The organism is Sphingomonas caeni (assembly GCF_026013415.1).
GTDB classification, from domain to species: Bacteria; Pseudomonadota; Alphaproteobacteria; order Sphingomonadales; family Sphingomonadaceae; genus Sphingomonas; species Sphingomonas caeni.
The window spans coordinates 349,355-376,323 of record NZ_JAPDOK010000001.1; the positions used below are offsets into that span (position 1 = coordinate 349,355).

Consider the following 26,969-nt stretch of genomic DNA (forward strand, 5'->3'; position numbering starts at 1 on the left):
CAACTATCACGAATCGTGCATGACGATTTTCGCCACCTGGGTGCCTGGACCTCTGTAAGGCAATTCAATCGTCGCATATTTTGGGGCGATCCTATTCGCCGCTAAGCCTCGGCCTTGGAGATGCGCAGGGCGTCGAGCGATAGCCCCTCCCTTGGGAAGGAGCCATCGCCGCCCTTGTTAGTCGTTATCAAGATACTTGCATCGCGGAGGGTCATTCGCTACGGTCTTGTCAGTAACCAGAAGATACCAATAAGACTCGAACCTCTGCTATCTTATATTTGTTGGGCCATATTTCGGGCCATCTTCAAAACCAAATCTTATATTGTCTGGACTAATCAATAGCTTAACTTAAGCTATTGAGTCCTCTTCTGTCTCAGGGGCGTTCATACGGCTCCAGGAGCGCGAAGTCTCGCTACGCAATGCGTCCTAGTCGTCGGGGTGTCCTGCCGCCAGCCTAACGGTGTAAACTAACAACCGGCGCCGCATCCGATCTTGGGTCAAATTGATTGCGCGCCGGCCTCGATATCTCCGCGCGTTTGTGGATCGTGAATCGAGTCTTCTGCGAGGTTCGCGAACCCTCAGATCCCTCGCAGCGAGCCGGGACGCGTTCAGAGCTTCCCGTCCGTCCGCGGCAAGGCGAGCATAGGGCCATAGGCGACGATGAAAAGAACGAACGCGCCGATCCAGGCGAGCGCGGCGGCGTGAATCCCCGTCAGATAGTCCACCGGCAGCACCGGCGCGGCGACGCGGATCGCGGCTGCGAACGTGATCAGCCCGTAAAGCGCGACCGTCATCGGACCCGCGACAAGATCGCGCCCCGTGTGACCGCGTGTCGCCCGGGTCATGACCGCAAGCGTCATCCCCGCCATCGCCCCAGCGGTCAGCGCATGCAGCGCCGCCGAAGCCTGCACTGCCTCGGTCACGATGCTCAGACCGAGCAGCGCGAGGCCCACCGGAATCCAGAGATAGGCGACGTGAAGGATCAGCACGATCGGCTCGCGCACGGCACGCCAACCCTGCCAGCGCGCCAGCCGCGCCGCCTGCGCCGCCCCGGCTAGCAGCAGCGCCCAGCCGCTCGCCACGGCATCCGGCGCCGCGACCCAGGCGACCAGCGCGAGAGCGGTCACCGCAATCACCGCCATGTCGAACCGTGTCGGCTGCCCGGGCAGCGCGGTGGAGGCGCTTTGCTTGGCCAGCCAGTTGCGGGTGAACGAAGGAATAATGCGGCCGCCGATCAGCCCGATCATCATCACGATCAGCCCGACCGCGAAGCGGTAGCCGAGCCCGGCGGGAAGCGGCGCACCCATCGCCTCGGCGTGGTCGAGTCCATTCGCGACGGCCAGCAGCAACACCAGGCCCACGACGGGCAGATTACGGTTGCGTGCGGCGAGCACTTCGCGCCCGGCGACGAAGGCGAGCGTGAGCAGGAAGCCGACATCGAGCGCCGCCGCGACCGGCGCACCGATCACGGCCGAGCACAAAATGGCGATCCGCCCCGCGAGCCAAAGCCCGGCCAGCGCCGCCAGGGGGGCGCCGGCGATCGGCAGGCGACCGGTCCAGTTGGGGATTGCGGTCAGCAGGAAACCGGCGATGACAGCCCCGAGATAGCCGAACAGCATCTCGTGGCGATGCCAGCCGACGATGTCGAACGCCGTGGGGAGCGTGATCGCGCCGCTCAGCGCGCACACGAAGAGTATGAGCACGACCATCGCCCAAATTGCGCCCCCCAGAAAGAAGGGGCGAAAGCTGCCGCGAAACAGCGCCGGGCTGGCGGCGAGGCGGGCACGGCGAAGGGTTGCACCGTCGGTCATGGTCGCTCCTGGCGTGTCGTGGGATCGCGAGTCATCCGCATTTCGAGTGCCCGCATTCGAGGCAAGTCTCGCAGCCTTCCGAGCGCATCATCGCCGCGGCGCCGCAGCGCGGACAGCTGCGCGGCGGCCGGCGCATCGCCGGGGCGTCGGGCAGGTCGATCGGCAGTTCCGCCTCGCGCGCGCCGATATGACGCTCGATTATGCCGCCGATCGCCGCGTGCAGCGACGGAACGTAGCGGCCCTGCATCCAAGCGCCGCCGCGCGGGTCGAACACCGCCTTGAGCTCCTCCGCGACGAATGACGCGTCGGCGGAGCGGCGGAACACCGCCGAGATCATCCGCGTGAGCCCGACGCTCCAGGCATAGTGTTCGGTGTTCTTCGAGTTGATGAAGATCTCGAACGGGCGGCGGACCCCGCCGGTCTCGATGTCGTTGATCGTCACATAGATGGCATGCGCGCTGTCGGGCCATTTGAGCTTGTACGTCGCGCCCTGCAGCGCCTCCAGCCGCGTCGCGAGCTGGCCGTCGTCAAGCGCGGCGGGCGTCGGAGACACCTCCGCTTCGGCCTCCACCGACAGGATCGCGCCCGTCACGGCATTTGGCCGATAGGTGGTCATGCCCTTGCACCCCAGCCGATAGCCTTCGGCATAGATGTCCGCGAAGTCGGCGAAGGCGATGTCCTCGGGAACGTTGATCGTCTTCGAGATCGAGCTGTCGATCAGCTCCTGCGCCGCCGCCTGCATCGTGAGGTGATCGGCGGCGCCGAGCGTCTGCGCGCTGACGAACAGTTCGGGAGGCGGGGTTTCGTTGCCGCGTAGCCGCTTCCACAAGCGGAAGGCATGATCCTCGACCGGTTCCTCGCGTGTGCTGCCGTCGGGCTCGCGAATGCGGCGCGTGTAGGAATAAGCGAACACCGGCTCGATCCCCGACGAGACGTTGCCGGCCAGCAGCGAAGTCGTCCCGGTCGGCGCGATCGAGGTCAGGCAGCCGTTGCGAAGGCCGTGCTCGGCGATCAGCGCGCGCGTCTCGTCGTCGAGGTCGCGCAGATTGGGCCGGTCGAGCATCACCGGGTCGTAGAGTGGGAAGGCACCCTTCTCGGCGGCGATCAGCGCCGAGGCGCGATACGCTTCGCGCCTGATGATTCCGAGCCACTTTCGCGTGAACTCGAGCGCGCGTGACCCGCCATAGGCCGCGCCGCAGAAAAGCAACGCGTCCGCCAGGCCCGTCACGCCGAGCCCGATCCGCCGCTTGGCCTTGGCCTCGGCCTCTTGCTGGGGAAGGGGGTAGCGCGAGATGTCGATCACGTCGTCGAGCAGACGGACCGCGGTGCGCGTGAGCTCGGCGAGCGCGGCTTCGTCGAGCGCCGCATCTTCGTCGAAGGGACGTTCCACCAGCGCTGCCAGGTTGATCGATCCGAGCAGGCACGCGCCATAGGGCGGCAGCATCTGCTCGCCGCACGGATTGCTCGCCGCGACCGTTTCGCAATAGGCGAGATTGTTGCGCGCGTTGACGCGGTCAATGAAGATCACGCCGGGCTCGGCGCAATCATAGGTCGCACGCATCAGCCGTTCCCAGAGCGCGCGCGCCGAAACGCGCCGGACCTCCGCGCCGCCGAAAACCAGCGGCCATTCGACATCGGCCTCGAGCGCCGCCATGAACGCATCGGTCACGAGCACCGAAAGATTGAAATTGCGCAGCCGCTGGGCATCGCGCTTGGCGTCGATGAAGGCTTCGATATCGGGATGGTCAATGCGTAGACACCCCATCATCGCGCCTCGCCGTTGACCGGCCGAAAGGATGGTGCGGCACATCGCGTCCCAGCAATCCATGAACGAAAGCGGCCCCGACGCATCCGCTGCGACGCCCTTCACCGGGCTGCCGTTGGGCCGGATCGTCGAGAAGTCCATCCCGACCCCGCCGCCCTGTTGCATCGTCAGCGCGGCCTCGCGCAGCTGAGCGAAGATGTCGCCGAGACTGTCCTCGATCGTGCCCATGACGAAGCAATTGAAGAGCGTGACGCTGCGTCCGGTCCCAGCTCCGGCGAGGATCCGGCCGGCAGGGAGCAGGCGGAAGCCGGTCAGCGCGGCCTTGAACTTGTCTTCCCACTCGACGCGGACGGCGGGCAGTTCCGCTTCGCCGACAGCGGAGGCGACCCGAGCGATCGTGTCGGCATAGCTGCGGTCCTCGGTATGCCGGTATTTGGCCGACCAGATCTCGTGCGCCAGCGCGCTTTCGAATTCCACGTCAACCACGGTCATCCCGCCGCCTTCGCGCCCATCACCGGAAAGCGCCGGACTTCGGTCAGGTAGGAGAGGATCAGCGAGACCCAGACGATGCCGTAGAGCAGCATGAAGCAGCTCGACGGAATACCCAGCACGTCGAGCAGTGCGCCGAACATGATCGGCAGCAGGAAGCCGCCGAGACCGCCCGCCATGCCGACGATCCCCGAGACCGCACCCATGTTGGTGGGGAAATCGTCGCCGATATATTTGAAGGTCGAGGCCATGCCGCAGGCGAAGCAGACGCCGAGCACGAACAGCAGCGCCGCGAACATCCAGGCCGGCAGGCCGATGTGGAAAGCGAGCGGTCCGCGCACGGTCTGGATGATCAGGTCGGTCTGCGGATAGGACAAAAGGAACAGGCAGACCCACGCGACCCACAGCACCCACCACGTCACATTGTGCGCGCCGAACCGGTCCGAGAGCCATCCGCCGACCGCGCGCAGCACGCCGCCGGGAAGCGAGAAGCAGGCCGCCATCAGCGCGGCCGTCGCTATCGGGAAATGATATTGATTGAGGAAATACTGCGGCATCCAGATCGACAGTGCCGTGAACCCCCCGAACACGATCGAATAATATTGGCAGTATTTCCACACGCGCGGATCGCGCAGGATGCGCAATTGGGTGCGCATCGAAGCTGCATTCGCGTTCTTCCCAGGGTCGGGCAGCGCGATGAACCAGAACAAAGCGGCCACTACCAACAGGCTGACCGCATAGACTCGCGGCACGCTCTGCCATCCGAATGCGTTCACCAGTTGCGGCGCGACGAACATGTTGATCGCGGCCCCGCTAACCCCCGCACCGAACACGCCCATCGCGAAGCCGCGGTTCTTGGGGAAGAAGCGCGCGACATAGGGCGTGCCGACCGCGAACACCGCGCCGACCATGCCGAGCGCGAGGCCGATCGCGAGGAACTGCCAAAGCTGGGTCGCATAGGAGGAAAGCCAGAGCGGAATGGCGCTGGCGGTCAGCAGCAGCGTCATGACGATCCGGCCGCCGAACCGGTCGGTCCAGATGCCGAACGGAAGCCGCAGCAGCGCGCCGGTCAGGATCGGCGTGGCAGTCAGGAGGCCGAATTCGGCGCCGGTGAGGCCAAGCTCCTTGCGGATCGGAATGCCCGTCACGCCGAACATCATCCAGGCCGCGAAGGACACCGCGAAGGCGAGAGTCGAGACGAGCAGCACCGTCAGCGCGCGTGCCGGGGTCGGAGTGGCATTCGCGGTCATTGCAGTCCCCCTGGAGCGGCCAGCGGCGTGATCTCGTCGCGGCCATCGATGAGCGGGTCGTAAGGGAAGGCCGTGCGGGCGGCGGCGAGGTCGTCGACGAACAGCCGGTCGCCTGCGACGCGCAGCCCGTGGGGGGCGAGCACGGGGAGGACGCGCGACAGCGTCTCGCGGGTCATGCCAAGCTGCGACGCGATCTGGCGCTTCTCGATCGGCAGCCGGATTTCGTTCGCTCCCGGTCGAGCCTTCGCCAGCGCCAGCAGGAAAGCGCCGACCCGCTCCTCGGCCGAGCGCAGTCTTATCGCCTTGGCGAGCTTCATCTGGCGCCGGAACTGGGTCGCCTGGCAGGCGAGCACGGCCAGGCACAGCGCATGGTCGGCGGCGACCGCGGCACGAAACGCCTCGGCAGGCACCAGCAGCATCACGGCGTCGTCGCGCACGCGTGCCCGCACCAGATAGGGCAAAGCGCCGAGCACGGCGGCGGGCAATAGTGCATCCACGGGTCGCAGCAGCTCGACCAAGGTCTCCTCCTCGCCGCGCACGGCAAGCAGCTCGATCGAGCCCGCCAGCAGGAATTGCGCGAAGGTGGGGATCTCGGCCTGATCGAAGATCTGCGCACCGCGGGGCATCCGCATAACCATCGCCTGAGCGGCGAGCCGTTCGATCGTCGAGGGCGCGACCGCGGCGAGCCAACCGATCGACCGGAAGGCATCCAGCGCCGTCGCGGGGCCCGTCGCAGGTCGGGGAAGGTCGGTCACGAACATGCAGCGCATCCTTGGATTTGGCTGCGCCTTTCTCGTGATCCTGGTCACATCAGACCATTGGGAACATCACGTAATGCCAGTGATCAACGTCAACACTAGCGTCCGAGCCTGACCGCAGAGTCGAGGTGACCCTGCTCAGGTTCGGGATCGCAGATGAGTCACACCCTCGACCGCCTCACCTTCTTCACGCGGAAGACCGAGACCTTCTCGGACGGTCACGGCGTGATGAACCGCGACGACCGGACCTGGGAACAGGCCTATCGGGACCGCTGGCAGCACGACAAGATTGTCCGCTCGACGCACGGCGTGAACTGCACCGGCTCCTGCTCGTGGAAGATCTACGTCAAGGGCGGGATCGTCACCTGGGAAACCCAGCAGACCGACTATCCGCGCACGCGCCCCGAGCTTCCCAATCACGAGCCGCGCGGCTGCGCGCGCGGCGCCAGCTATTCCTGGTATCTCTATTCCGCCAACCGCGTGAAATATCCGCTGATTCGTGCCCGCCTGCTCAAGGCGTGGCGCGCGGCGCGGGCGACCATGGCTCCGGTTGCCGCCTGGGCATCGATCCAGGCCGATCCCGAGCAGCGCGCCTCCTATACCAGCATGCGCGGCTCGGGCGGGATGGTGCGCGCGACCTGGGACGAAGTCACCGAGATCATCGCTGCCGCCAACGCGCACACGATCAAGGCGTGGGGGCCCGACCGCATCTTCGGCTTCTCGCCGATCCCGGCAATGTCGATGGTGTCTTATGCCGCCGGTGCGCGCTATCTCCAGCTGATCGGCGGCGTCTGCGGCTCCTTCTACGACTGGTATTGCGACCTGCCGCCGGCATCGCCCCAGACTTGGGGCGAGCAGACCGATGTCGCCGAGAGCGCGGACTGGTTCAATTCGGGCTTCCTGATCCTGTGGGGCTCAAACGTCCCCCAGACCCGCACACCCGACGCGCATTTCTACACCGAAGCCCGCTATCGCGGCGCCAAGTCGGTGGTGATCTGCCCGGATTATTCCGAGGCCTCGAAATTCTCGGACCTGTGGCTGGCGGTCAAGCAGGGCACCGACGCGGCGCTCGGGCTCGCCTTCGGCCATGTCATCCTCAAGGAATTCCACGTCGATCGCGAGGTCCCCTATTTCCGGGACTATCTGCGCAAGTACAGCGACCTGCCGATGCTGGTCCGACTCGTCGAGCAGGACGGCGCCTATATCCCCGAGCGCCTGCTGCGCGCTTCCGAGTTCGATGCCGCGCTCGGCGAGACCAACAATCCCGAATGGAAGACCGTCGCGCTCGACGACACGACCGGCGAGGTCGTGGTGCCCAACGGCTCGATCGGCTTCCGCTGGGGTGAGGACGGCAAGTGGAACCTCGAGGAGAAGGCCGCCGGGCGCGAGGCCGTGCTGCGGCTCGGCCTCAAGGGCGTGCATGACGATATCGCCCCGGTCCGTTTCCCCTATTTCGGTGGCGCCGCGACCAACGGCTTCGCGATGACCGATCACCCCGACGTGCTGGTGCGCAATGTGCCGGTCAAAAGGATGATGCTCCCCGAGGGCGAGACCTTGGTCGCCTGTGTCTATGACCTGCTGCTCGCCAACTACGGCGTCGATCAGGGTTTCGGCGGCGAGCATATGCCGGCGAGCTACGACGACGTGCAGCCCTATTCGCCCGCCTGGGCCGAAGCGATCAGCTCGGTTCCCCGCGACCAGATCGTCGCGGTCGCGCGCGGCTTCGCTGGCAATGCCGAGAAGACCAATGGCAAGTCGATGGTGATCATCGGGGCGGCGATGAACCATTGGTACCACATGGACATGAACTACCGCGCCGCCATCAACATGCTGGTGATGTGCGGATGCATCGGCCAGTCGGGCGGTGGCTGGTCGCATTATGTGGGGCAGGAGAAGCTCCGCCCCCAGACGGGATGGGCGCCGCTCGCCTTCGCGACCGACTGGATCCGGCCGCCGCGCCAGCAGAACTCCACTTCCTTCTTCTACGCGCACTCGGATCAGTGGCGCTACGAGACGGTCGCGATGAGCGAGGTCGTGTCCCCCACTGCGCCCGAAGGCGTGTGGGACGGCTCGATGATCGACTTCAACGCCAAGGCGGAACGGATGGGCTGGCTGCCCTCGGCGCCGGCGCTGCAGTGCAATTCGCTCGATCTCGCGCGCGAAGCAGCCGCGGCGGGAGTCGACGCCAAGGCGCACACGCTCGAGGGCCTGAAGAGCGGTGCGGTCAAGATGTCGTGCATGGATCCCGACGATCCTGCGAACTGGCCGCGCAACATGTTCATCTGGCGCTCGAACCTGCTCGGCTCGTCGGGCAAGGGTCACGAATATTTCCTCAAGCATCTGCTCGGCGCGGCGCACGGGCTGCAGGGCAAGGATCTCGGCGAGACCGACGGCCAGAAGCCCAAGGACGTCGTCTGGCACGACGAGGCGCCCGAGGGGAAGCTCGACCTGCTGGTCACCCTCGACTTCCGCATGTCGACGACGGCGGTCTATTCCGACATCGTCCTGCCGACCGCCACCTGGTACGAGAAGAACGACCTCAACACCTCGGACATGCATCCCTTCATCCACCCGCTCGGCGCGGCGGTCGACCCGGCCTGGGAAGCCAAGTCGGACTGGGAGATCTTCAAGGCGATCGCCAAGGCCTTCTCCGAGGTCTCGCCCGAAGTGCTCGGCGTCGAGCAGGACATCGTCCTGACTCCGATCCAGCACGATAGCGCCGCCGAATTGGCGCAGCCCTTCGACGTGCGCGACTGGTCGCTTGGCGAATGCGAGGCGATTCCCGGCAAGACCATGCCGCAGATCAGCGTGGTCGAGCGCGACTATCCCAATACCTACAAGCGCTTCACCGCATTGGGCCCGCTGCTCGCCAGGGCCGGCAACGGCGGCAAGGGCATCGGCTGGCAGACCGGGCACGAGGTCGATCTGCTCAAGGCGCTCAACGGCGAAGTGCTCGAGCCCGGCCAGACGCACGGAATGGCGAAGATCGATAGCGATATCGACGCCTGCGAGACGATCCTGATGCTCGCCCCCGAAACCAACGGCGAGGTTGCGGTCAAGGCATGGCACGCGCTCGAGAAGCAGACCGGGCGCGAGCACGCGCATCTCGCGCTGCCGAAGGAAGACGAGAAGATCCGCTTCCGCGATCTCGTCGCCCAGCCGCGCAAGATCATCACTTCGCCGACCTGGTCGGGGATCGAGAGCGAGCATGTCTGCTACACCGCGGGTTACACCAACGTCCACGAACTGATCCCGTGGCGCACGCTCACCGGGCGCCAGCAGCTCTATCAGGATCATCTGTGGATGCGCGCGTTCGGCGAGGCGCTTTGCGTCTATCGCCCGCCGATCGATCTCAAGACCACCTTCATACAGGGCGGCAAGCCCAATGGCGAAACCGAGATCGTCCTCAACTTCATCACCCCGCACCAGAAATGGGGCATCCATTCGACGTACAGCGACAATTTGCTGATGCTCACGCTCAACCGCGGCGGACCGGTGGTCTGGCTGTCCGAGGTCGATGCGAAGAAGGCGGGGATCGTCGACAACGACTGGATCGAAGTGTTCAACGTCAACGGCGCGCTGACCGCGCGGGCGGTCGTGTCGCAGCGCATCCGTGAGGGTACGACCTTCATGTACCACGCGCAGGAAAAGATCGTGAACACCCCGGGATCCGAGATCACCGGCCGGCGCGGCGGCATTCACAATTCGTGCACGCGCACGGTGCTCAAGCCCACGCACATGATCGGCGGCTACGCCCAACTCGCCTACGGCTTCAATTACTACGGCACCGTCGGTTCGAACCGCGACGAATTCGTCATCATCCGCAAGATGAAGACGGTGGACTGGCTCGAAGAAGCCCATGCCGACAAGGAGTTCGCGAAATGAAGATCCGCGCCCAGATCGGCATGGTGCTCAACCTCGACAAGTGCATCGGCTGCCACACCTGCTCGGTCACCTGCAAGAACGTGTGGACCAATCGCGAAGGCGTCGAATACGCCTGGTTCAACAACGTCGAGACCAAGCCCGGTGTCGGCTTCCCACGCGACTGGGAGAATCAGAGGCGCTGGAACGGCGGCTGGCGGCGAAAGGCCAACGGCAAGATCGAGCCGCGGATGGGCGCCAAGTGGCGAATCCTCTCGAAGATCTTCGCCAACCCCGACCTGCCCGAGCTCGACGATTATTACGAGCCGTTCGATTTCGATTACGGCATCCTCCAGACCTCGCCCGAAGTGAAGAATTTCCCGACCGCGCGGCCGCGCTCAAAGATCACCGGCCAGCGGATGGAGAAGATCGAGCGCGGTCCCAACTGGGAGGAGATCCTCGGCGGCGAATTCGCCAGACGTTCGGAGGATTCGAACTTCGAAGGGATCGAGAAGGAGATCTACGGCCAGTTCGAAAACACCTTCATGATGTATCTGCCCAGGCTGTGCGAGCATTGCCTCAACCCGACCTGCGTCGCGGCCTGCCCGTCGGGAGCGATCTACAAGCGCGAGGAGGACGGCATCGTCCTGATCGACCAGGACAAATGCCGCGGCTGGCGGATGTGCGTCTCGGCCTGCCCGTACAAGAAGATCTACTACAACTGGAATTCGGGGAAGTCGGAGAAGTGCACCTTCTGCTTCCCGCGCATCGAAGTCGGCCAGCCGACCGTCTGCTCGGAAACCTGCGTCGGTCGCATCCGCTATCTCGGCGTGCTGCTCTATGACGCCGACCGGATCGAAGCGACCGCCTCGACCCCCGACGAGAAGGACCTGTACCAGGCCCAGCTTGACGTCTTCCTCGATCCCTTCGATCCGGCGGTGATCGCCCAGGCGCGGGCGGACGGGGTGCCCGAGGCGTGGCTCGAAGCCGCGCGGCGGAGCCCGGTCTACAAGATGGCGATCGACTGGAAGGTCGCCTTCCCGCTCCACCCCGAATACCGGACGCTGCCGATGGTCTGGTACGTGCCGCCGTTGTCGCCGATCCAGAATGCGGCGGCGTCGGGCGCGCTGGAGGTCGACGGCGACATGCCCGACGTCAAGTCGCTGCGGATTCCCGTCCGCTATCTCGCCAATTTGCTGACCGCGGGCAACGAGCCGCCGGTAGTGCTTGCGCTCGAGCGGATGCTGGCGATGCGCAGCTTCATGCGCGCCAAGACCGTGGACGGCCGGATCGACCATCCGATCGCCGAGCGGGTCGGGCTGACCGCGGCGCAGATCGAGGACATGTACCGCTACATGGCCATCGCCAATTACGAGGATCGCTTCGTCATCCCGACCACGCACCGCGAAAATGCCGAGGACGCCTATGGGCTGCGCGGCGGGTGCGGCTTCACCTTCGGCAACGGTTGTTCGGACGGGCACACCAAGATCGGGATGTTCGGCCCCAACAGGCGCCCAGGCAAGCTGGTCCACGCCAAAACCCCGATGGAGCTCTGACGATGGCCCTCACCTATCGCGCGCTCGCGCTGCTGCTGCGCTATCCCACCCCCGAGGTGCAGGCACTCGCCCCGGCCGCGATCGAGGCGATCGAGGCCGAGGCGCTGGTCCCCGCCCCGATCGGGCGCGCACTCGCGCGGCTCGCGGCTGATCTTGCGGAAGGCGACATCTTCGATGTCCAGGAACGCTATGTCTGGCTGTTCGACCGCACGCGATCACTGTCGCTCAACCTTTACGAGCATGTCCACGGCGAAAGCCGCGAGCGCGGCCCGGCGATGGTCGCGCTGCTTGAGCTGTATCGCGGCCGCGGCCTCGAACTCTCCGCCAATGAGTTGCCCGATCATCTGCCGGTGTTCCTCGAATTTCTATCGATCCTGCCCGACGCCGAAGCGGCGTCGCTGCTCGGCGAGGCCTCGCATGTGCTCGCCGCGCTTGGGGAACGGCTGCACAAGCGCGACAGCCCCTATCGCGCGGTCTTCGGCGCGCTGAGCGCGCTCGCAGGCGATCCGGCGGATGCCGAGGCGCTCGCGGCGCTGATGCAGGAGCCCGACGACGATCCGGGCGATCTGGAAGCGATGGACAAGCTCTGGGCCGAGACCGCGGTGACCTTCGGTCCCGCCGAGACAGGCTGCCCCCAGGCCGAGGCGCTGGTGAGCGCGATGGCCGTCCCTCCCACGTCGCGCCACGGCGCCGGCGCGGTCGCCTGAGGAGGAAGTGATGGACCTCAATCAGATCCTGTTCGGCATCTATCCCTATATCGCGTTGACGGTGCTCGCGGTGGGTTCGGTCATCCGCTTCGATCGCGAGCAATATAGCTGGCGATCGGGGTCGTCGCAGCTGCTGCGCCGCAAGCAGCTCGTCGCGGGCTCGGTGATGTTCCACGTCGGCGTGCTGACCATCTTCGCCGGGCATTTCGTCGGCCTGCTCACGCCGATCTGGGTGTTCGACGCGTTGGGCGTGCCGCACGGCGCCAAGCAGATTCTCGCGATGGCGGCGGGCGGCATTGCCGGTCTGCTCTGCCTCGCCGGCGGTCTGCTCCTCCTCCACCGCCGGCTGTTCGACGCGCGCATCCGCAAGACCTCGAGCTTCAGCGACATCGCCATCCTGGTGCTGCTGATGCTCCAGCTCAGCCTCGGTCTCGCGACGATTCCCGTCTCCGCCCAGCACCTCGACGGACATGAGATGCTCAAGTTCATGGTCTGGGCGCAAGGCGTGTTCACCTTCCAGCCCGGCATCGCCGATGTCGTGTCCGACGTGCATCCGATCTTCAAGATGCACCTCGTGCTCGGGATGACGATCCTGCTGGTGTTTCCGTTCACCCGTCTCGTTCACATGCTTTCGGCGCCGGTCTGGTACCTCGGCCGCCGCGGGTGGCAGGTCGTCCGCACGAAGCGGCCGATCCCTTCGCGCCCGCTGGCGGCGGCACCCGTCTATCCCGAGGCTGGAGCAAGATGATGCGCGCGATCGTGGTCCACGGCGTCGAGATTCCCGAGGCGCTGATCGCCAAGGAAGCCCAGAACCATCCCGGGCGATCGATCGCGGAGTCCCGCACCGCCGCGGGCCATGCGCTGGCGACCAAGGCGCTGCTGCTGCACCGCGCGACCGAGCTTGGCCTGGAACCCGAGCCGGAACTCGACGAGGACGGCCGCGAGGAAACCGCGGAAGCCGCACTGGTCCGCGCGGTGCTCGAGGCGGAAATCGAGATCACGCTGCCGACCGACGCCGAATGCCGCAGGGTCTATGATGGACAGCGCGCAAAATTCCGCAGCCCTGCGCTTTACGAGGCCGCGCACATTCTGATCGAGCCGCGCTCCGACGCCGACGAGGATGTCGCGCTTGCCCGCGCTACCGCGGACCGGCTGTCGCGTATCCTCGCCGAGGACGTCAGCACCTTTGCGGAGCTTGCGCGCGATCACTCCGACTGTCCGTCTGCCACAACCGGTGGGTCGCTCGGCCAACTGCAACGCGGCGATCTCGTAGCGGAGGTCGAGGATGCACTGCTCGGCCTCGCCCCCGGCCAGGTTGCCGCCGAGCCGGTTCGCTCGCGTTTCGGCTGGCACATCCTCAAGCTCGAACGCCGCATAGAGGGACGCGATCTGCCGTTCGACATCGCCGCCGAACAGATCCGGCTCCACCTCGAAAGTCGCGCCTGGACCGTCGCTGCCTCGCGCTACGTCGCCGCGCTTGCCGAAGCGGCGAGCGACAAGGGGATCGCGCTGGCATTCGACGAACGCGGTGGCGTGACGGAAGGCTCGGCCTGTCTCGGCGATTTGATCGGTAATGGATTGGCGGCCGAACGGCTGGTGCCCTGGCTCGAAGCGACGGACCCGCACGTCGCGCACCAGCTTCGCGACACGGCCTCGGCGACCGGCATGGAGCCTTCTGCCTATGTGCGCGCGGTCGTGGCCGACTTCGTCGATCGCGCGACCGACGAGCATTGGACCCGGCTGATTTCCGCGGCGCGCGATGCATCGGACCCGGCACAGGCGGCACTCGCCGAGATCATGAAGGCCAATCTCGCGGCCGAATGCGGTGGTAGGTGTACGTCGAACCACACGCCTGTCGCCGATTCCACGGCAAGGACGCGTGACCGGATCGGATAGACACCGATTTCACCGACGCGGCTCAAGTTGATTCACCGCGCCATTGGGTTATGCCAACCGACCTGAGCTTGCGGCCATCTTCGCCGCAAGCTTGAAGCGTCGCGACGCGATGCCAGCAAGCCGACGCGAGCGAGGAGCGCAACCATGACGCAGATCAGACCGAGCGAGCTTACTGATGCTCCGGAAGTGAGGCTGCCCGGCGCGGCCGGCGGCGTGGCTCGCGACAAGCCTGAGCTATGGGAGGCCTTTCAACGACTGGGTGCAGCGGCCAGCGACGCCGGGCCGCTCGACGAACGCACGCGCCGCCTGGTCAATCTTGCGCTCGCGATCGGTGCCGATTCGGAGGGCGCGACACATTCGCACTGTCGGCGCGGGCTGACCGAGGGATTGACGCCCGAGGAACTCGAGCATGTCGCCTATCTGGCAATCACCACGCTTGGCTGGCCGCGCGCGATCCGAGCGCTGACCTGGATTCGCGATGTGACCCGGCGTGATTCGGCATGAAGCGGGAATAAGGCCCCGCGGATCTGGTTGCCAACATCGCCGTGCGGAATCCTTGCAAATCTGGAGTTATACTCCATAAATGCAAGGATGATCGGACGTCGCATAGCGACCGACCTAGTCGAAAGACTGGACTCGGCACCCGCGGTCGCGCTGCTTGGACCGCGCCAGGTGGGCAAGACCACACTGGCACGCATGATCGGTGCAGAGCGCCCTTCGCTCTATCTCGATCTCGAATCCGACGCGGATCGTGCACGGCTGGCGGAGCCGGAGCTCTATCTCGCAAGCCAGGCGGACAAGCTCGTGATCCTCGACGAGGTTCACCGCCTGCCCGGCCTGTTCCAGAATTTGCGCGGCCTCATCGATGAGGGAAGGCGCAAGGGATTGCGTGCCGGCCGCTTCCTGCTGCTTGGATCGGCCTCGCTGGACCTGCTTCGACAATCCGGGGAAAGTCTGGCGGGACGAATCAGCTATCTCGAAATGGGGCCGGTCGACGGCCTGGAAGTCGCGGCGGAGGACCTTCCCGAACTGTGGAGCCGCGGAGGCTTTCCCGACAGCTTCCTCGCCGCGGACGAACGGCTCAGCCAGCGCTGGCGCCAGGACTTCATCCGCACCTATCTAGAGCGCGATGTGCCGATGCTCGGGCCGCGTGTCCCGGCCGAGACGTTGCGGCGCTTCTGGACGATGCTCGCGCATCACCAGTCGAGCCTCCTCAATGCCGCCGAATTCGCGCGCGCGCTCGGCGTCGACGGCAAGACCGTCGCGGCTTATCTGGACCTGCTGGTCGATCTGCTGCTGGTCCGGCGGCTGGAGCCCTGGCACGCCAATACCGGCAAGCGGCTGGTCAAATCGCCGCGAATCTACGTTCGCGACAGTGGCCTCGTCCACACGCTGCTGGGCCTTGCCACGCTGGAGGATGTGCTCGGCCATCCGGTTGCGGGTGCGAGCTGGGAAGGTTTCGTCATCGAGACGATGATTGCGGCCGCGCCCGAGGGAAGCCGAGCCAATTTCTACCGTACCGCGGCTGGCGCGGAGATCGACCTGCTGCTGACGTTGCCGGGCGGAGCGGTCTGGGCAGTGGAAATCAAGCGAAGCCTCACTCCGACCGTGGAACGCGGCTTCCATCAGGCATGCCTGGATCTGAAGCCCGAGCGGCGCATGGTGATCTACCCCGGATCGGAAGGCTATCCGCTACGCGAGGGGATCGAGGTCATGCCACTTCAAGCCGCGGGCGCAGCATTGCTCGGAAGCTGAGATCGGGATCGAATGCGTCGGGAGACCGTCCACCCTTCTCTTCGGCTTGGCGCCCACTCGATTTTGCCGTGTCATTGCGTGAACTCCAATAAACAATTTGCGCCTATGGCGGGAATTATGTACGGTCTCAACAGTAATCATGCGATGCCAATAAGACTCGAACCCCTACTATCTCATATTTGTTGGGTCATATTTCGGGCCATCTTCAAAATCAAATCTTACATTACCCAATCTACTCAATAGTTTAACTTAAACTATTGAGTACTCTTCTGGCACCATTTTCCAGTCCATGGACGTCCGCCAACGTCCCGTAAGTGGCTCGAAAATAAGCGCTTTCCCTGCTATCTCGTCCGACGTGGTTCGGGCCGATCCACCCACAGATACCATCGATTGTTGGTATTTTTTGGGGTCTTCGATCTGCCCGGTTTTTGGACGGAGATACCAACATGTCCCTGACCGCTCTCGCAGTCGCGAATGCCCGGCCGAAGGCCAAGCCCTACAAGCTCACCGACGAGCGCGCGCTCCGCCTGCTGGTGATGCCCAACGGCGGGAAATACTGGCGCATGCACTATCGCTATCTAGGCAAGCAAAAGACTCTGGCGCTCGGCGTATGGCCGGATGTGAGTCTCGCGGCGGCTCGCGAGAGGCGCGACGCGGCGCGCACGCAGGTCGCCGAAGGCCTCGATCCGCTTGCGGAGAAAAAGCTGAAGAAGATTCGCGCGCAGATCGACTCCAACATCACCTTCAAGTCGATCGCCGAGGAATGGGTGCTCAAGTGCGAGCGGGAGGGTCGCGCCGAGATCACGCTCGAGAAGGTGCGGTAGCTGCTCGACAAGGCCATCCGGTCCTTGGCGCGTCCGATCAACCAGATCCGGCATCCAGGAGGTGCTCGTCGTCCTGCGCAAGCTGGAGGCGACGGGGCGCTATGAAAGCGCCCGGCGCATGCGCAGCGTCATCAGCCGCGTCTTCCGGTACGGGATCGCGACGGCCCGTTGCCAGCGGGACGTGGCCGCCGATCTCCGCGGCGCGATCGTCGTCCCCAAGACGAAGCACTTTGCCGCGATCACGACGCCCAAGGAAGCCGGCGAGCTGCTGCGTGCGATCGAGGAGTATTCCGGTCAGGCGATCACCAAGTTCGCGCTCCAGATGACGCCCCATGTGTTCGTCCCGCCGGGCAGCTTCGGCGGGCGGAATGGTCGGAGTTCGATTTCGAACGCTCGGTCTGGTCGATCCCCGCCGAGAAGATGAGGATGCGCTGGCCGCACAAGGTGCCGCTGTCGCGCCAGGTGCTGGCGATCCTCGGGGAACTGCGCCCGCTCACTGGCCACAGCCCCTATGTCTTTCCGGCCTTCCACACGTGGAAGCGATCGATGTCGGAGAACACCGTCACCTTCGCGCTCCGGCGCATGGGGTTCGGCCAGGACCAGATGACCGCGCACGGCTTCCGGGCAATGGCGGCGACGCTGCTCAACGAAATGGGCATCTGGAACCCGGACGCGATCGAGCGGCAACTCGCGCACATGGAGAACAACGGCGTGCGCCGTGCCTATGCCCGCGGGCAGTATTGGGATGAGCGCGTGCAGATGATGCAGCACTGGTCCGACTATCTCGACGCACTCCGCGAGGGTGGGAAAGTCGTGACCGTCGAGTTCGGAAGGCGATCCGATCGCGGGGGCTGATCGACGCCTGGCACGTCTCGGATGGCCGGGGATTTCAGGTCGCAGCGCGCCAACTCTTCTATGACGATCTCGCTGAGCGCATCGCGATCCCTGGCTTCCAGCCAGCGCTGCGAGACACCGAATTTGACGATGTCCGCTATTTCAGGAGCGCGGGCATTCGCTTGCCGTACACCGAGCTCAATGCGCTCCCAGCTGGCGTCAAGACTGGCATCTTGCTCGAAGCCGGCTTCGATCAGGTTGCTCCGAACCGGCCGTGTCTCATCACCTCATGGGCATATGAGCAGGCTGTCGCGAGTGGCCTCGAAGGCCTGACCGACAATCGGGCGCCGGATGTGCTCTGCTACGAGCCGGGCTACACGCTGGTGGAGAAGCTGCAGACCATCTCGACCAAATATCGCATGCAGCAGCAAAGCGGTCAGATGCCAGCGAACTTCATGCGCCACTATTATGATGTGTACTGCCTGCTCGATGCTTCGGACGTCCAAGCATTCATCGGCACCGAAGCCTATCACACGCACGAGAAACTGCGCTTCCGCGCCGCCGGCGTAACCCGATGCGTCGGTCGCCGGAACGTTGTCGATCCGAAGCGAGCTTCCGTCGGGCAGAATGATCCGCTGCCACACGATCAGCGCGCGTTTTTGCCCGAACGCGCCGACGCTGTCATAGCTTCCGACCAGGCGGGCGCCTTGCGGGATGAGTAATATCCGTCCCGTGGGGCTGTCATAGACCCGTTCGGTCACCTGTGCCGTGACGAGACCAGGAAGATCGGACCGGAGCCCGGTGATCAGGCTGGCCGATATGACGCTGCCGGCAGAATCGAACGGGGACCGCGTTTCTGGATCGGGCGGAAGGAGGAAGATGCGGCGCTTCTCGCGCCTGCGTCGACGATCGTCGTCTCGAGCCGGATGGAGTATCTGAAATGGCGGCGCGGGCAGCCAGAATCAAGTGGGCGGGCCGCGGGCCGGGGCCGTCAGGTCATCGAAAGAAGCAGCCGGTCGAGCGGAACGCTGGCAAAGGCAGTGAACGAGTCCGCGACTCCGTACGGCAGCAGCAGGGTGCGCCCGACGACGATCGCGCCGCAGCTATAGACGACATTGGGAACATAGCCGTCGCGCGTGTCACTGCCCGGGCGAATGAGCGGGTGGGTCGAACGGGCGATCAGCCTCGACGGATCCTTCTTGTCGAGCAGGCAGGCGCCGAGGCAATAATTCCGGATCGGCCCTACGCCATGCGTGATGACCAGCCAGCCTTCGTCGATTTCGATCGGGGAGCCGCAATTGCCCATCTGGACGAATTCCCAGGGCCAGCGGGGCGACACGATGATCTCGCCGCTGTCCCAGGCGTACAGGTCGTTCGACTTGAGCAGCCAGATATTCTCGTGGTCGTGGCGCCCGAGCATCGCATAGCGGCCGTCGATCCGACGCGGGAACAGCGCCATGCCCTTGGTGGCGCTCAGCCTGCCGCGTAGCGCATTGAGCTCGAACGTCACGAAGTCGTCGGTCCGCAGCAACTCCTGGCGGACCGCCTCGCCGCTGAACGCGGTATAGGTGCCGAAATAGCTGACGTGCCCATCCTCTTCGCTGAAGCGGACGAGTCGAAGATCCTCGATTCCATGGCGCTGATGGAAGCTGATCGGGAAGATCACGACCTGCGACAGATCGTCGTGCTGACCATAGAACAGCCTCAGTCCGGGATCGTCGGCCGCACCGCCGGGTACGGTTTCGATCGTCGGCGAGGTGGCCCAACGGCTCGGGGGATTGACGGTGATCTTTCCCTCAGCGGTGATTTCTCCCGTCCGGAAGCTGATCGACGATACATGGCCCTCGCCGACACCGCGCAGCGATAATACGAAGCGTGCAGCGCCGGCGGGCAATCCCGTCTGATCCGGATGCGGGACGATGCTGGGATTGAACAGCGCAGCCGCCTCGAACGAATATTCCTCAGCGAAGTACGCGCCGGCCAGGAGCGCCTGCTCGGGGCTGACGGTCCTGCCACCGAGAAACCGGTCGCTCATGTCGTAGAAGCGGCGCTGGAGCAGGCGCTCGACATCGCGGTGGCGGTCGGCGAGGCTGGAGACGGCTCGGTCGAGCTCGACTCGCAGGTCCTGCTCGCCGAGCGCCAGCACGCGGTCCAGGATTCGCTCGGCACGCGATTTCATGTGCTGCCCCTCCACAGATCCGTTCTCGGCGGGGATGAAGGGCCTCAGCACGACGCGCGCCGGCTCGGGCCGCAGCATCAAGTCCAGCCGCTTGGCGAGACCTGCCTGACCGGCCGGGTCGCTGAGCAAGGCGGCGGGTCCCACGCCGTCAGCCACGGCGGATCACGGTCTCTGCAGGCCCGGTATCCGCATCCCGTCCGGCGGCGCGCGTGCCCAGCAGCAGGAGCGCCAGAACCGTCGTCCATAGAAGATAGGCGCCAATGTTGATGCGCTCGGTGATCCCGAGAAAGGGTGTCGGCAGATTCGCGCCGACGCGAGGCCCATCGAGTCCCGTGAGAACACCGAACACCACCAGGATCAGGATCGTCGCGATCGCGTAGAGGCGGAACGTCTTGCCGAACGCTCTGGCGCTGGTTCCGATGGCGGCGACGATGCACAGCACCGTCACGGCTGTCAGTACGATGTGCATCGTATCGCTGAAAGTCCGCCCAGCGCCACGAAGATGCATTGGGAACAGGATCGCAGCGAGCCCCACCAAGCCGATCACGATCAGGCATGCACCGGTGGTCCGGAGCGCATGGCTCGCTCCGGCTGACGATCGCACGCCAAATCCGAATGCGATCACGAGCAGATCATAAGCGACCATGGACGGGAGGACATAGGGCCGGGTCGGCGCGCCGACCGCGCTGAGTTCGCTGACCGCCTGCGAGGCATAATGGTAGCCCTCCCAACTCAGCGCCGCGAGAATATCGGTGAAGGCGTAGACGAGCGACGACAGGATTCCGCAGACAAGCAAGGCGGTTCTGGGCATCATGGGCTCCGCGGCCGGTGAAGGTCCGCATCATGCTGCATCAGCGATCGGAGGGGCGCACTGCGTAGAAGTACGAAGCGGCTGGCGCGCCGGGCAGGCCTATCCTCGGCCGGCATAGGAGGGTGACAGGATGCCGCAGCGCAGTGCCGGGATTCTCCTCTACCGCCGCGGCGAGGCGGGCATCGAAGTGCTGCTTGTCCACCCCGGAGGGCCGTATTGGGCCCGCAAGGACGCCGGCGCCTGGCAGATTCCCAAAGGCCTGATCGAGGACGGCGAGGATGCGCTGGCCGCCGCGCGGCGCGAGACCGAAGAAGAACTGGGGATCGGGCTGGCCGGCACACCCCAGCCGCTCGCGCGCATTCGCCAGAGCGGCGGCAAGACCGTCGAAGCCTTCGCGCTCGAACAGGATGTCGATCCCGAGGCAGTCAGCAGCAACCAGTTCGAAATGGAATGGCCGCCAGGCAGCGGGACGCTTCGATCGTTTCCCGAAATCGAGGCGGCGCGGTGGCTGACTCTCGATGCGGCAAGGCAGGCCATGCTGGCAAGTCAGCGCCCGCTTATCGATGCTTTGGAAGGTCTGCTGAGGGGCTCATGAAGGGACGGCGCGACCCGCTTCTCTTTTCCCATGTGCGGATCACCAGAAGTGCTTGGTCCGAAGCAACGCCCGAAAGGCATTGTCGGCGCGGTCCAGCAGCCCAGAAACGGCGTGCTTGCCGGCATTCGGCAATTCCGCGTCGATACCCAGCTTCGCCAGCAACTGAGGGCCGACGACCAGATCGTTCAACTCCCCGAGCTGGTCCTGCAGCGCTTCGAGCGCCTGGAGAAAGTGTTTGTGCCGGCGACGATCTCTGTCGCCGGTGTAGAGCGAAACAAAGAACTCACTGGCATATCGCAGCTTCTTCGCCTCGATGCGGACCCTGTGCCAGTGTTCGCGATCCATTTTCGATAGTCCCTCGCCCCGGCGGCGGAGGCGGCCGCATCGTTTCTCGAGCACGTTGCGGGCGAACGCGCCCACCTCCCTGTGCAGCCGCGCGGGGTGCGCGGGTTCGGTTCGCCACGCTCCCGCCGTCAGCCATTCGGTCAAGTCGATCATCAACAGCCGCGTGCGCGCGCCGGCGAGTTCGGCGCGTACATGTTCGAACAGCCGGTCGCGTTCCATTCTCAGCATCGCGCCCGCTTCCTGGCCGACGCGTGGAATGAGGACGTCGATATTGCGCACCTCGCCCAATTCGGCGGCGAGCCAGCGCAGTTCTGCACGCAGCAAATCCGTCCGGGGATCGTGGCTGAGAAGGGAGGCGTGGATCGTGAAGGCGGAGCGAAGCCGGCGCAGCCCGACCCGGGCCTGGTGGAGGGCCTCGGCGGCGCCCGTCTCCAATAGCCGGGTTTCATTGAGCCTGAACTGACGGATGCAGGCCCGTGCGATCGCGCCGAACGCGTCGGCGGCATCGCTCTCGGGATCGAGCTGAATCGGCTCGGCCTTGAATGCGTCGGGCCTTTCGTCGTCGGCCAGTGCAAAGCCCCGCTCGGCCTTGGAGCGGACCCCCAGCCGCAGCGGCACTTGCTCGTTCAGCGACCGCGCAAGGTCGAACAGCACCCGTGGCGTCCCGCAGCGCAGTTCGAGCTCGACCTCGCACAGCCTCTCTGCCCCTCCGGCCGTTCGCACCTCGCCATCATCGACCGCGACGTCGAACGCCGAACCGGCGTCATCGAACCGGAACAGGGTTCGTCGCACGTCCGTGACGAAGACGGGTGCGATGCGACCGAGCACCGCGGCGTCAAGGACCTCGGCCAGTGGTCCGCTATGGTGGTCGAGGCGCGGGACATCCCCGCGGACCGGATGTTCCCACTCCCCTCGCTGGAACAAACCGGCGTCCGCAGTCACCGCCTTGACCGTCTGGATCCGTCGCCCGCCGTCCCGGCGCACCCGCAGCGTGTAGCCGGCCCGGCCGATGTCTCGCGCGGGAGTGTCGAAATAGGTCGATACCAGCTGGTGCGCGCTACCGGCGCGGGACAAGGCGCCGAGCGCGGCCAGCAGACGGTCCCGGTCGAGGCCGTCATAATCGAACTTCAGCTCGATCTCGCGTGGGTCACCAGTGAATTCGGGCGTCGGCATCTCCCATCCTCTTTAGCGCACGGCACCCCGCGGCGACGCCCCTTCGGGCCGTATCCGCTATGCAGCCTCCGCCTCCCCCGCAATCCGGCCGTCATCGCGCAGCAGCACATAGATCGCCGGGATCACCAGCACGGTGAGCAGGGTCGAGGAGGCGAGCCCGAACAACAGCGAGATCGCCAGCCCCTGGAAGATCGGATCGGTCAGGATCACGCCCGCGCCGATCATCGCCGCGAGCGCGGTGAGCAGGATCGGCTTGAAGCGGATCGACCCCGCCTCGATCAGGACCTCGCGGAGTGATTTCCCGTCGCTCCCGCTGTGGCGGATGAAATCGACCAAAAGGATCGAATTGCGCACGATGATGCCGGCCAGCGCGATGAAGCCGATCATCGACGTCGCGGTGAAGGGCGCGCCGAAGAGCATATGGCCTGCGACGATGCCGACCAGCGTCAGCGGAATCGGCGTCAGGATCACCAATGGCAGCCTGAAGCTGCGGAACTGCGCGACCACCAGGAAATAGATGCCCAGCAAGGCCGCGCCGAAGGCCGCGCCCATGTCTCGGAAGGTCACCCAGGTAATCTCCCATTCGCCGTCCCACAGCAATGTCGGCTTGCTCTCGTCCGCGGGCTGGCCGTTTAGGCGGATGACGGGCTTGGTGAGCCCTTTCGCGGCCCAGTCGTTGGCGTCGATCGCCTTCTGGACGGCGAGCATGCCATAGATCGGCGCCTCGTATGTGCCGGCCAGCTCGGCGGTGACCATGTCGGCGGCGAGACCGTTGCGGCGGAACAGCGAATAGCTGCCGGGTTCGGTCATCGCATCGACCACTTCGCCAAGTTCGACGAGGCGGCCCGCACCCGCGCCGCGGGCCACAGCAACGGGGGTCGATGCGAGGCTCTGGTCCCACCGCCGCGCGGATTGCGGCAGCTCGAGCGTGATCGGCAGCGGCGTGCGCCCGTCCCCGCGCGGCGCATAGCCCACGGTGCGGCTGCCGAGCAGCAGACCGATCGAATCGAACATCTCGCGTTCGGACAGGCCGTAATAGTCGAGCTTCTCGCGATCGGGGACGAGCCTGAGCCGCGGACGCGGCTGGCCGAAGCTGGTATCGACATCGACGATATAGGGCACCGATTTGAACAGCCGCTCGACCTCGCGCGCGGTCGCCCGGCGCGTCGCCTCGTCGGGACCATAGATCTCGGCGAGCAACGTCGCGAGCACGGGAGGGCCGGGCGGCGTCTCGACCACCTTGATCGAGCCGCCCGGGGGGACGGTGAGGCTCTTCAGCTTCTCGCGCAGGACCAGCGCGATCTCATGGCTCGACCGGCTGCGCTCGTCCTTGGGAAGCAGGGTCACCATCACGTCGCCCATCTCAGGCTTGTCGCGCAGGAAATAATGTCGGACGAGGCCGTTGAAGTTGAACGGCGCCGAGGTGCCGACATACAGCTCCATCGCCGAGGCCTCGGGCAAGGTGCGAACCACCGCCGCGACCTGCTCCGCCATCCGGCCCGTATCCTCCAGGCTGGTGCCCTCGGGCAGGTCCATCACCACCTGTACTTCGGACTTGTTGTCGAACGGCAGCAGCTTCACCGTCACCAGCTCGAAATAGAACATCGAGCAGGCGAGCAGCGTCGCCACGCCCACCGCCGCGAGAAAGATCCCGGCGTTGCGGCGCGTCGCGATCACGGGGCGGGCGACGCGGGCATAAAGCATGCCGAGCTTGCCGCCGCCCTCTGCCTCATGACCGTGCGCGAGCGTCTTGCGGGCGAAGCGGATCATCAGCCAGGGCGCGATCACCACGGCGACGAAGAAGGAGAAGATCATCGCCGCCGAGGCGTTGACCGGGATCGGCGCCATATAGGGCCCCATCAGCCCCGAGACGAACAGCATCGGCAGCAGCGCCGCGACCACCGTGAGGGTGGCGATGACGGTGGGATTGCCGACCTCGGCGACCGCATCGACCGCCGCGTCGATGCGGCTCCGTCCGTCCTGCATGCCCCAGTGGCGCGCGATATTCTCGATCATCACGATCGCATCGTCGACAAGGATGCCGATCGAGAAGATCAGCGCGAACAGGCTGACGCGGTTGATCGTGTAGCCCATCAGGTTCGATGCGAAGAGGGTGAGCAGGATCGTGGTGGGAATGACGATCGCGGTGACGCCCGCTTCGCGCCAGCCGATCGCGAAGCCGATCAGGAGGACAATCGAAAGCGTCGCCAGCCCGAGATGGAATAGCAGTTCGTTCGCCTTGTCGTTGGCGGTCGCGCCATAATCGCGCGTGACCGCGAGTTCGAGACCCGGGGGGATGAGGCTGCCTTTGAGCGCCTCTGCCCGGGCGATCACGGCACCCGAAACCGTCACCGCGTTCGCGCCCGCACGCTTGGCGACCGCAATGCTGATCGCTGGCGCCGCGCTCCACTGCCCGCCGTTGCGCGTCCAGCGCGCCACCCGGGTCTGCGCCTCGCGGGGTTGCTGCGTCACGTCGGCGACATCGCGGACATAGACCGGCGCGCCGTTCACGGACGATACGGTCAGCATGCCCACATCCTCCGCGCGCGCCAGCGTCCTGCCGGCGGTGACGGCCACTGCCTGGCCCTTCTCGCGAGCGCTGCCGGCCGGGAACGCGCGGTTCGCCTGCCCGACCACGTCGGACAGCGCCGACAGCGGCACGCCATGGAGCGCGAGCCGGGCCGGGTCGGGCGCGATGCGGATTTCCTCGGCCGCGCCGCCGGTGATGAAGGTGAGGCCGACATCATCGACCTTGGCGATCTCGGCGCGCAGACGCTCGGCCAGGTCACGCAGCGAGGCGCCGTCCCAACGGTTTGCGGCGCCGGCCCTCGGCGAGAGCGTGAGCACGACGATCGGCACGTCGCTGATGCCGCGCACGGTGACCAGCGGCTCGGCGATGCCGACAGGGATGCGATCATAGTTGGCGCGCAGCTTTTCGTGGATGCGCACCGCTGCGTCATCGGGATCGGAGCCGACGAGGAAGCGCGCGGTGACGAGCACGCCGTCATCCTCGGCCTGGGTATAGACATGCTCGACGCCATCGACCGAACGGACGATCGTCTCCAATGGCTTGCCGACCAGCTCGATCGCGTCCGCGGCACTCAGCCCCGGGACCGCGACGCGGATATCGGCCATCGGCACGCTGATCTGGGGTTCTTCTTCCCGCGGGATCGAGATCAGCGCGAGCAGGCCCAGCGCGATGGCCGCGAGCAGGAACAGGGGTGTCAGCGGCGACTGGATCGTCGAGCGGGTCAGCCTCCCGGAGATGCCGAGACTCATCGCGCGGCCTTGCCCGCCACGAGCACGTCACCCGCCACCACGCCCGACAGAATCTCGACCGTGGCCGGATCGCCGGTGGGTGCGGTCTGGACGACCATTGAGGTAACGCCGTCCTTGCCCGCAACATCGACGTAATCCACGCCGTAGCGCGTCGAAACGAAGCGGCGGGGCACGACGATGCCGGGCCGGCTGCCGACATCGAGGAGCACCGACACGCGACGGCCGATGAGATCGGTGGCGAGCTGCGGCATCTCGGCCTCGGCGCGCACCCGCCCGCCCGAGGCCGCCGGATAGAGCTGCGTGACCGTGCCGGCAGCGTCGGGAAGCCCCGCCTGGTCGCGGATCATGAACCGCGTGCCGACGCGCAACTGTTTCGCGAGCGATTGGGGGACGTCGATCCGCAACACGGGCGGACCCGAGGTGACGGTGGCGACCGACATGCCCGGGGCCACCACCGATCCCTGTGGGATGTCGGCGCGCAGGATGCGGCCGGTCGCAGGGGCAAGGATCGCACCCTGACGCGAAGATTCGGCGCTCGCGGACATCTGGGCCTGCGCCGCCTTCACCTGCGCATCCGCGGTTCGCGCGGCAGCCTGGGCCTGATCAAGCCGCGCCTTTGCGACCACGCCCTTGCCGTAGAGATATTGGGCGCGGGCCAGGTCGGCGCGGGCCTGATCCGCCTGCGCGGATGCGGCGCGCACCTGCGCGGCGAGCGCGTTGGTTTCGTAAGCGATTCGCGTATCGACCACCCGGCCAATCAGCTGGCCCTTACGGACCTCGTCGCCTTCGCGCACGGTCAGCTCGACGAGCGTCCCCGGGATCCGCACCAGCGCCTCGGCCTGATCGCGCGTCGCGATCTCGGCGGCGAGCGGCTTGAGCTGCGCGATCTCGGCGCGAACCACTGTCAGGCGCTCGCCCTGAACTGCGGCGGACTGGGGCGGGAGGGCCTTGTCGGCGGAGCCACACGCCGCGAGCGCCAGCGCGGCCAGCATGATCAACCCCTTTTGCTGCATGTTCATTGCTTCCGCGGTTGGCATCTCCCACCAGCAAGTATCGGCCCGCGGCAGTCCGCCGAATTGGG

At 65.7% G+C, this 26,969-nt stretch carries 17 protein-coding genes and 3 pseudogenes; 10 read left to right on the top strand and 10 right to left on the bottom strand.

The genetic code is table 11. The annotated features are described in order from the left end of the window. Positions 1–608: 608 nt before the first annotated feature. Genes OF829_RS01980 through OF829_RS01995 form a run of 4 tightly spaced genes read right to left on the bottom strand, consistent with a single transcriptional unit; the run spans position 609 to position 6,076 of the window. On the bottom strand, positions 609–1,811 hold the full coding sequence (locus OF829_RS01980; protein WP_264938270.1) for an NnrS family protein: 1,203 nt from the start codon (positions 1,809–1,811) through the stop codon (positions 609–611). Positions 1,812–1,842: 31 nt separating this feature from the next. Next, complete coding sequence (locus tag OF829_RS01985; RefSeq protein WP_264938271.1) at positions 1,843–4,068, bottom strand: adenosylcobalamin-dependent ribonucleoside-diphosphate reductase; 2,226 nt, start codon at positions 4,066–4,068, stop codon at positions 1,843–1,845. Then, positions 4,065–5,315, bottom strand: a complete 1,251-nt coding sequence (locus OF829_RS01990) for an MFS transporter (RefSeq protein ID WP_264938272.1) — start codon at positions 5,313–5,315, stop codon at positions 4,065–4,067. Before OF829_RS01990 ends, OF829_RS01985 begins: the two co-directional genes overlap by 4 nt. Continuing rightward, complete coding sequence (locus OF829_RS01995; RefSeq protein ID WP_264938273.1) at positions 5,312–6,076, bottom strand: helix-turn-helix domain-containing protein; 765 nt, start codon at positions 6,074–6,076, stop codon at positions 5,312–5,314. The genes OF829_RS01990 and OF829_RS01995 overlap by 4 nt, the downstream gene beginning before the upstream one ends. A gap of 153 nt (positions 6,077–6,229) precedes the next feature. Between OF829_RS01995 and OF829_RS02000 the strand changes: the two genes are divergently transcribed. From OF829_RS02000 to OF829_RS02040, 9 genes and pseudogenes are all read left to right on the top strand, one after another. Beyond that, positions 6,230–9,958, top strand: coding sequence for a nitrate reductase subunit alpha (locus OF829_RS02000; protein WP_264938274.1), 3,729 nt, complete (start codon positions 6,230–6,232; stop codon positions 9,956–9,958). After that, positions 9,955–11,490 carry a nitrate reductase subunit beta gene (gene narH, locus OF829_RS02005; protein ID WP_264938275.1) on the top strand — a complete coding sequence of 512 codons (1,536 nt, stop codon included), beginning with the start codon at positions 9,955–9,957 and terminating at the stop codon, positions 11,488–11,490. The genes OF829_RS02000 and narH overlap by 4 nt, the downstream gene beginning before the upstream one ends. Positions 11,491–11,492: 2 nt before the next feature. Continuing rightward, complete coding sequence (gene narJ / locus OF829_RS02010) at positions 11,493–12,197, top strand: nitrate reductase molybdenum cofactor assembly chaperone (protein ID WP_264938276.1); 705 nt, start codon at positions 11,493–11,495, stop codon at positions 12,195–12,197. Between the two features lie 10 nt (positions 12,198–12,207). After that, positions 12,208–12,945 (top strand): respiratory nitrate reductase subunit gamma, encoded by a 738-nt coding sequence (narI, locus tag OF829_RS02015; protein ID WP_264938277.1) that lies wholly within the window; start codon positions 12,208–12,210, stop codon positions 12,943–12,945. Then, on the top strand, positions 12,942–14,093 hold the full coding sequence (locus OF829_RS02020; protein WP_264938278.1) for a peptidylprolyl isomerase: 1,152 nt from the start codon (positions 12,942–12,944) through the stop codon (positions 14,091–14,093). Before narI ends, OF829_RS02020 begins: the two co-directional genes overlap by 4 nt. Before the next feature lie 144 nt (positions 14,094–14,237). Next, on the top strand, positions 14,238–14,597 hold the full coding sequence (locus tag OF829_RS02025; protein ID WP_264938279.1) for a carboxymuconolactone decarboxylase family protein: 360 nt from the start codon (positions 14,238–14,240) through the stop codon (positions 14,595–14,597). Positions 14,598–14,684: 87 nt separating this feature from the next. Next, entirely contained in the window at positions 14,685–15,848 is a 1,164-nt protein-coding gene (locus OF829_RS02030) for an ATP-binding protein (RefSeq protein WP_264938280.1), read from the top strand. A gap of 446 nt (positions 15,849–16,294) precedes the next feature. Next, positions 16,295–17,527, top strand: a pseudogene (locus OF829_RS02035) (tyrosine-type recombinase/integrase). 107 nt (positions 17,528–17,634) lie between these two features. Then, positions 17,635–18,003 (top strand): annotated as a pseudogene (locus tag OF829_RS02040) (nucleotidyl transferase AbiEii/AbiGii toxin family protein); the annotation flags it as partial. A gap of 54 nt (positions 18,004–18,057) precedes the next feature. On the opposite strand, the pseudogene OF829_RS02045 reads toward OF829_RS02040, so the two are convergent. From OF829_RS02045 to OF829_RS02055, 3 genes and pseudogenes are all read right to left on the bottom strand, one after another. Beyond that, positions 18,058–18,342, bottom strand: a pseudogene (locus OF829_RS02045) (TrbI/VirB10 family protein); the annotation flags it as partial. Between the two features lie 155 nt (positions 18,343–18,497). Then, positions 18,498–19,841 (bottom strand): glycoside hydrolase family 130 protein, encoded by a 1,344-nt coding sequence (locus tag OF829_RS02050; RefSeq protein ID WP_454877238.1) that lies wholly within the window; start codon positions 19,839–19,841, stop codon positions 18,498–18,500. Next, positions 19,834–20,499: a DUF998 domain-containing protein gene (locus tag OF829_RS02055; protein WP_264938281.1), complete on the bottom strand. Its 666-nt coding sequence runs from the start codon at positions 20,497–20,499 to the stop codon at positions 19,834–19,836. Before OF829_RS02055 ends, OF829_RS02050 begins: the two co-directional genes overlap by 8 nt. Before the next feature lie 127 nt (positions 20,500–20,626). Here OF829_RS02055 and OF829_RS02060 point away from each other — a divergent pair, with 127 nt between their 5' ends. Continuing rightward, positions 20,627–21,091: an NUDIX domain-containing protein gene (locus OF829_RS02060; RefSeq protein WP_264938282.1), complete on the top strand. Its 465-nt coding sequence runs from the start codon at positions 20,627–20,629 to the stop codon at positions 21,089–21,091. A 39-nt stretch (positions 21,092–21,130) separates the two neighbouring features. On the opposite strand, the gene OF829_RS02065 is transcribed toward OF829_RS02060, so the two are convergent. Genes OF829_RS02065 through OF829_RS02075 form a run of 3 tightly spaced genes read right to left on the bottom strand, consistent with a single transcriptional unit; the run spans position 21,131 to position 26,880 of the window. Beyond that, positions 21,131–22,609: a CYTH and CHAD domain-containing protein gene (locus OF829_RS02065; RefSeq protein ID WP_264938283.1), complete on the bottom strand. Its 1,479-nt coding sequence runs from the start codon at positions 22,607–22,609 to the stop codon at positions 21,131–21,133. Positions 22,610–22,666: 57 nt separating this feature from the next. Continuing rightward, positions 22,667–25,888 carry an efflux RND transporter permease subunit gene (locus OF829_RS02070; protein ID WP_264938284.1) on the bottom strand — a complete coding sequence of 1,074 codons (3,222 nt, stop codon included), beginning with the start codon at positions 25,886–25,888 and terminating at the stop codon, positions 22,667–22,669. Next, positions 25,885–26,880: an efflux RND transporter periplasmic adaptor subunit gene (locus OF829_RS02075; protein ID WP_264938285.1), complete on the bottom strand. Its 996-nt coding sequence runs from the start codon at positions 26,878–26,880 to the stop codon at positions 25,885–25,887. The genes OF829_RS02070 and OF829_RS02075 overlap by 4 nt, the downstream gene beginning before the upstream one ends. Between the last annotated feature and the right edge of the window lie 89 nt (positions 26,881–26,969).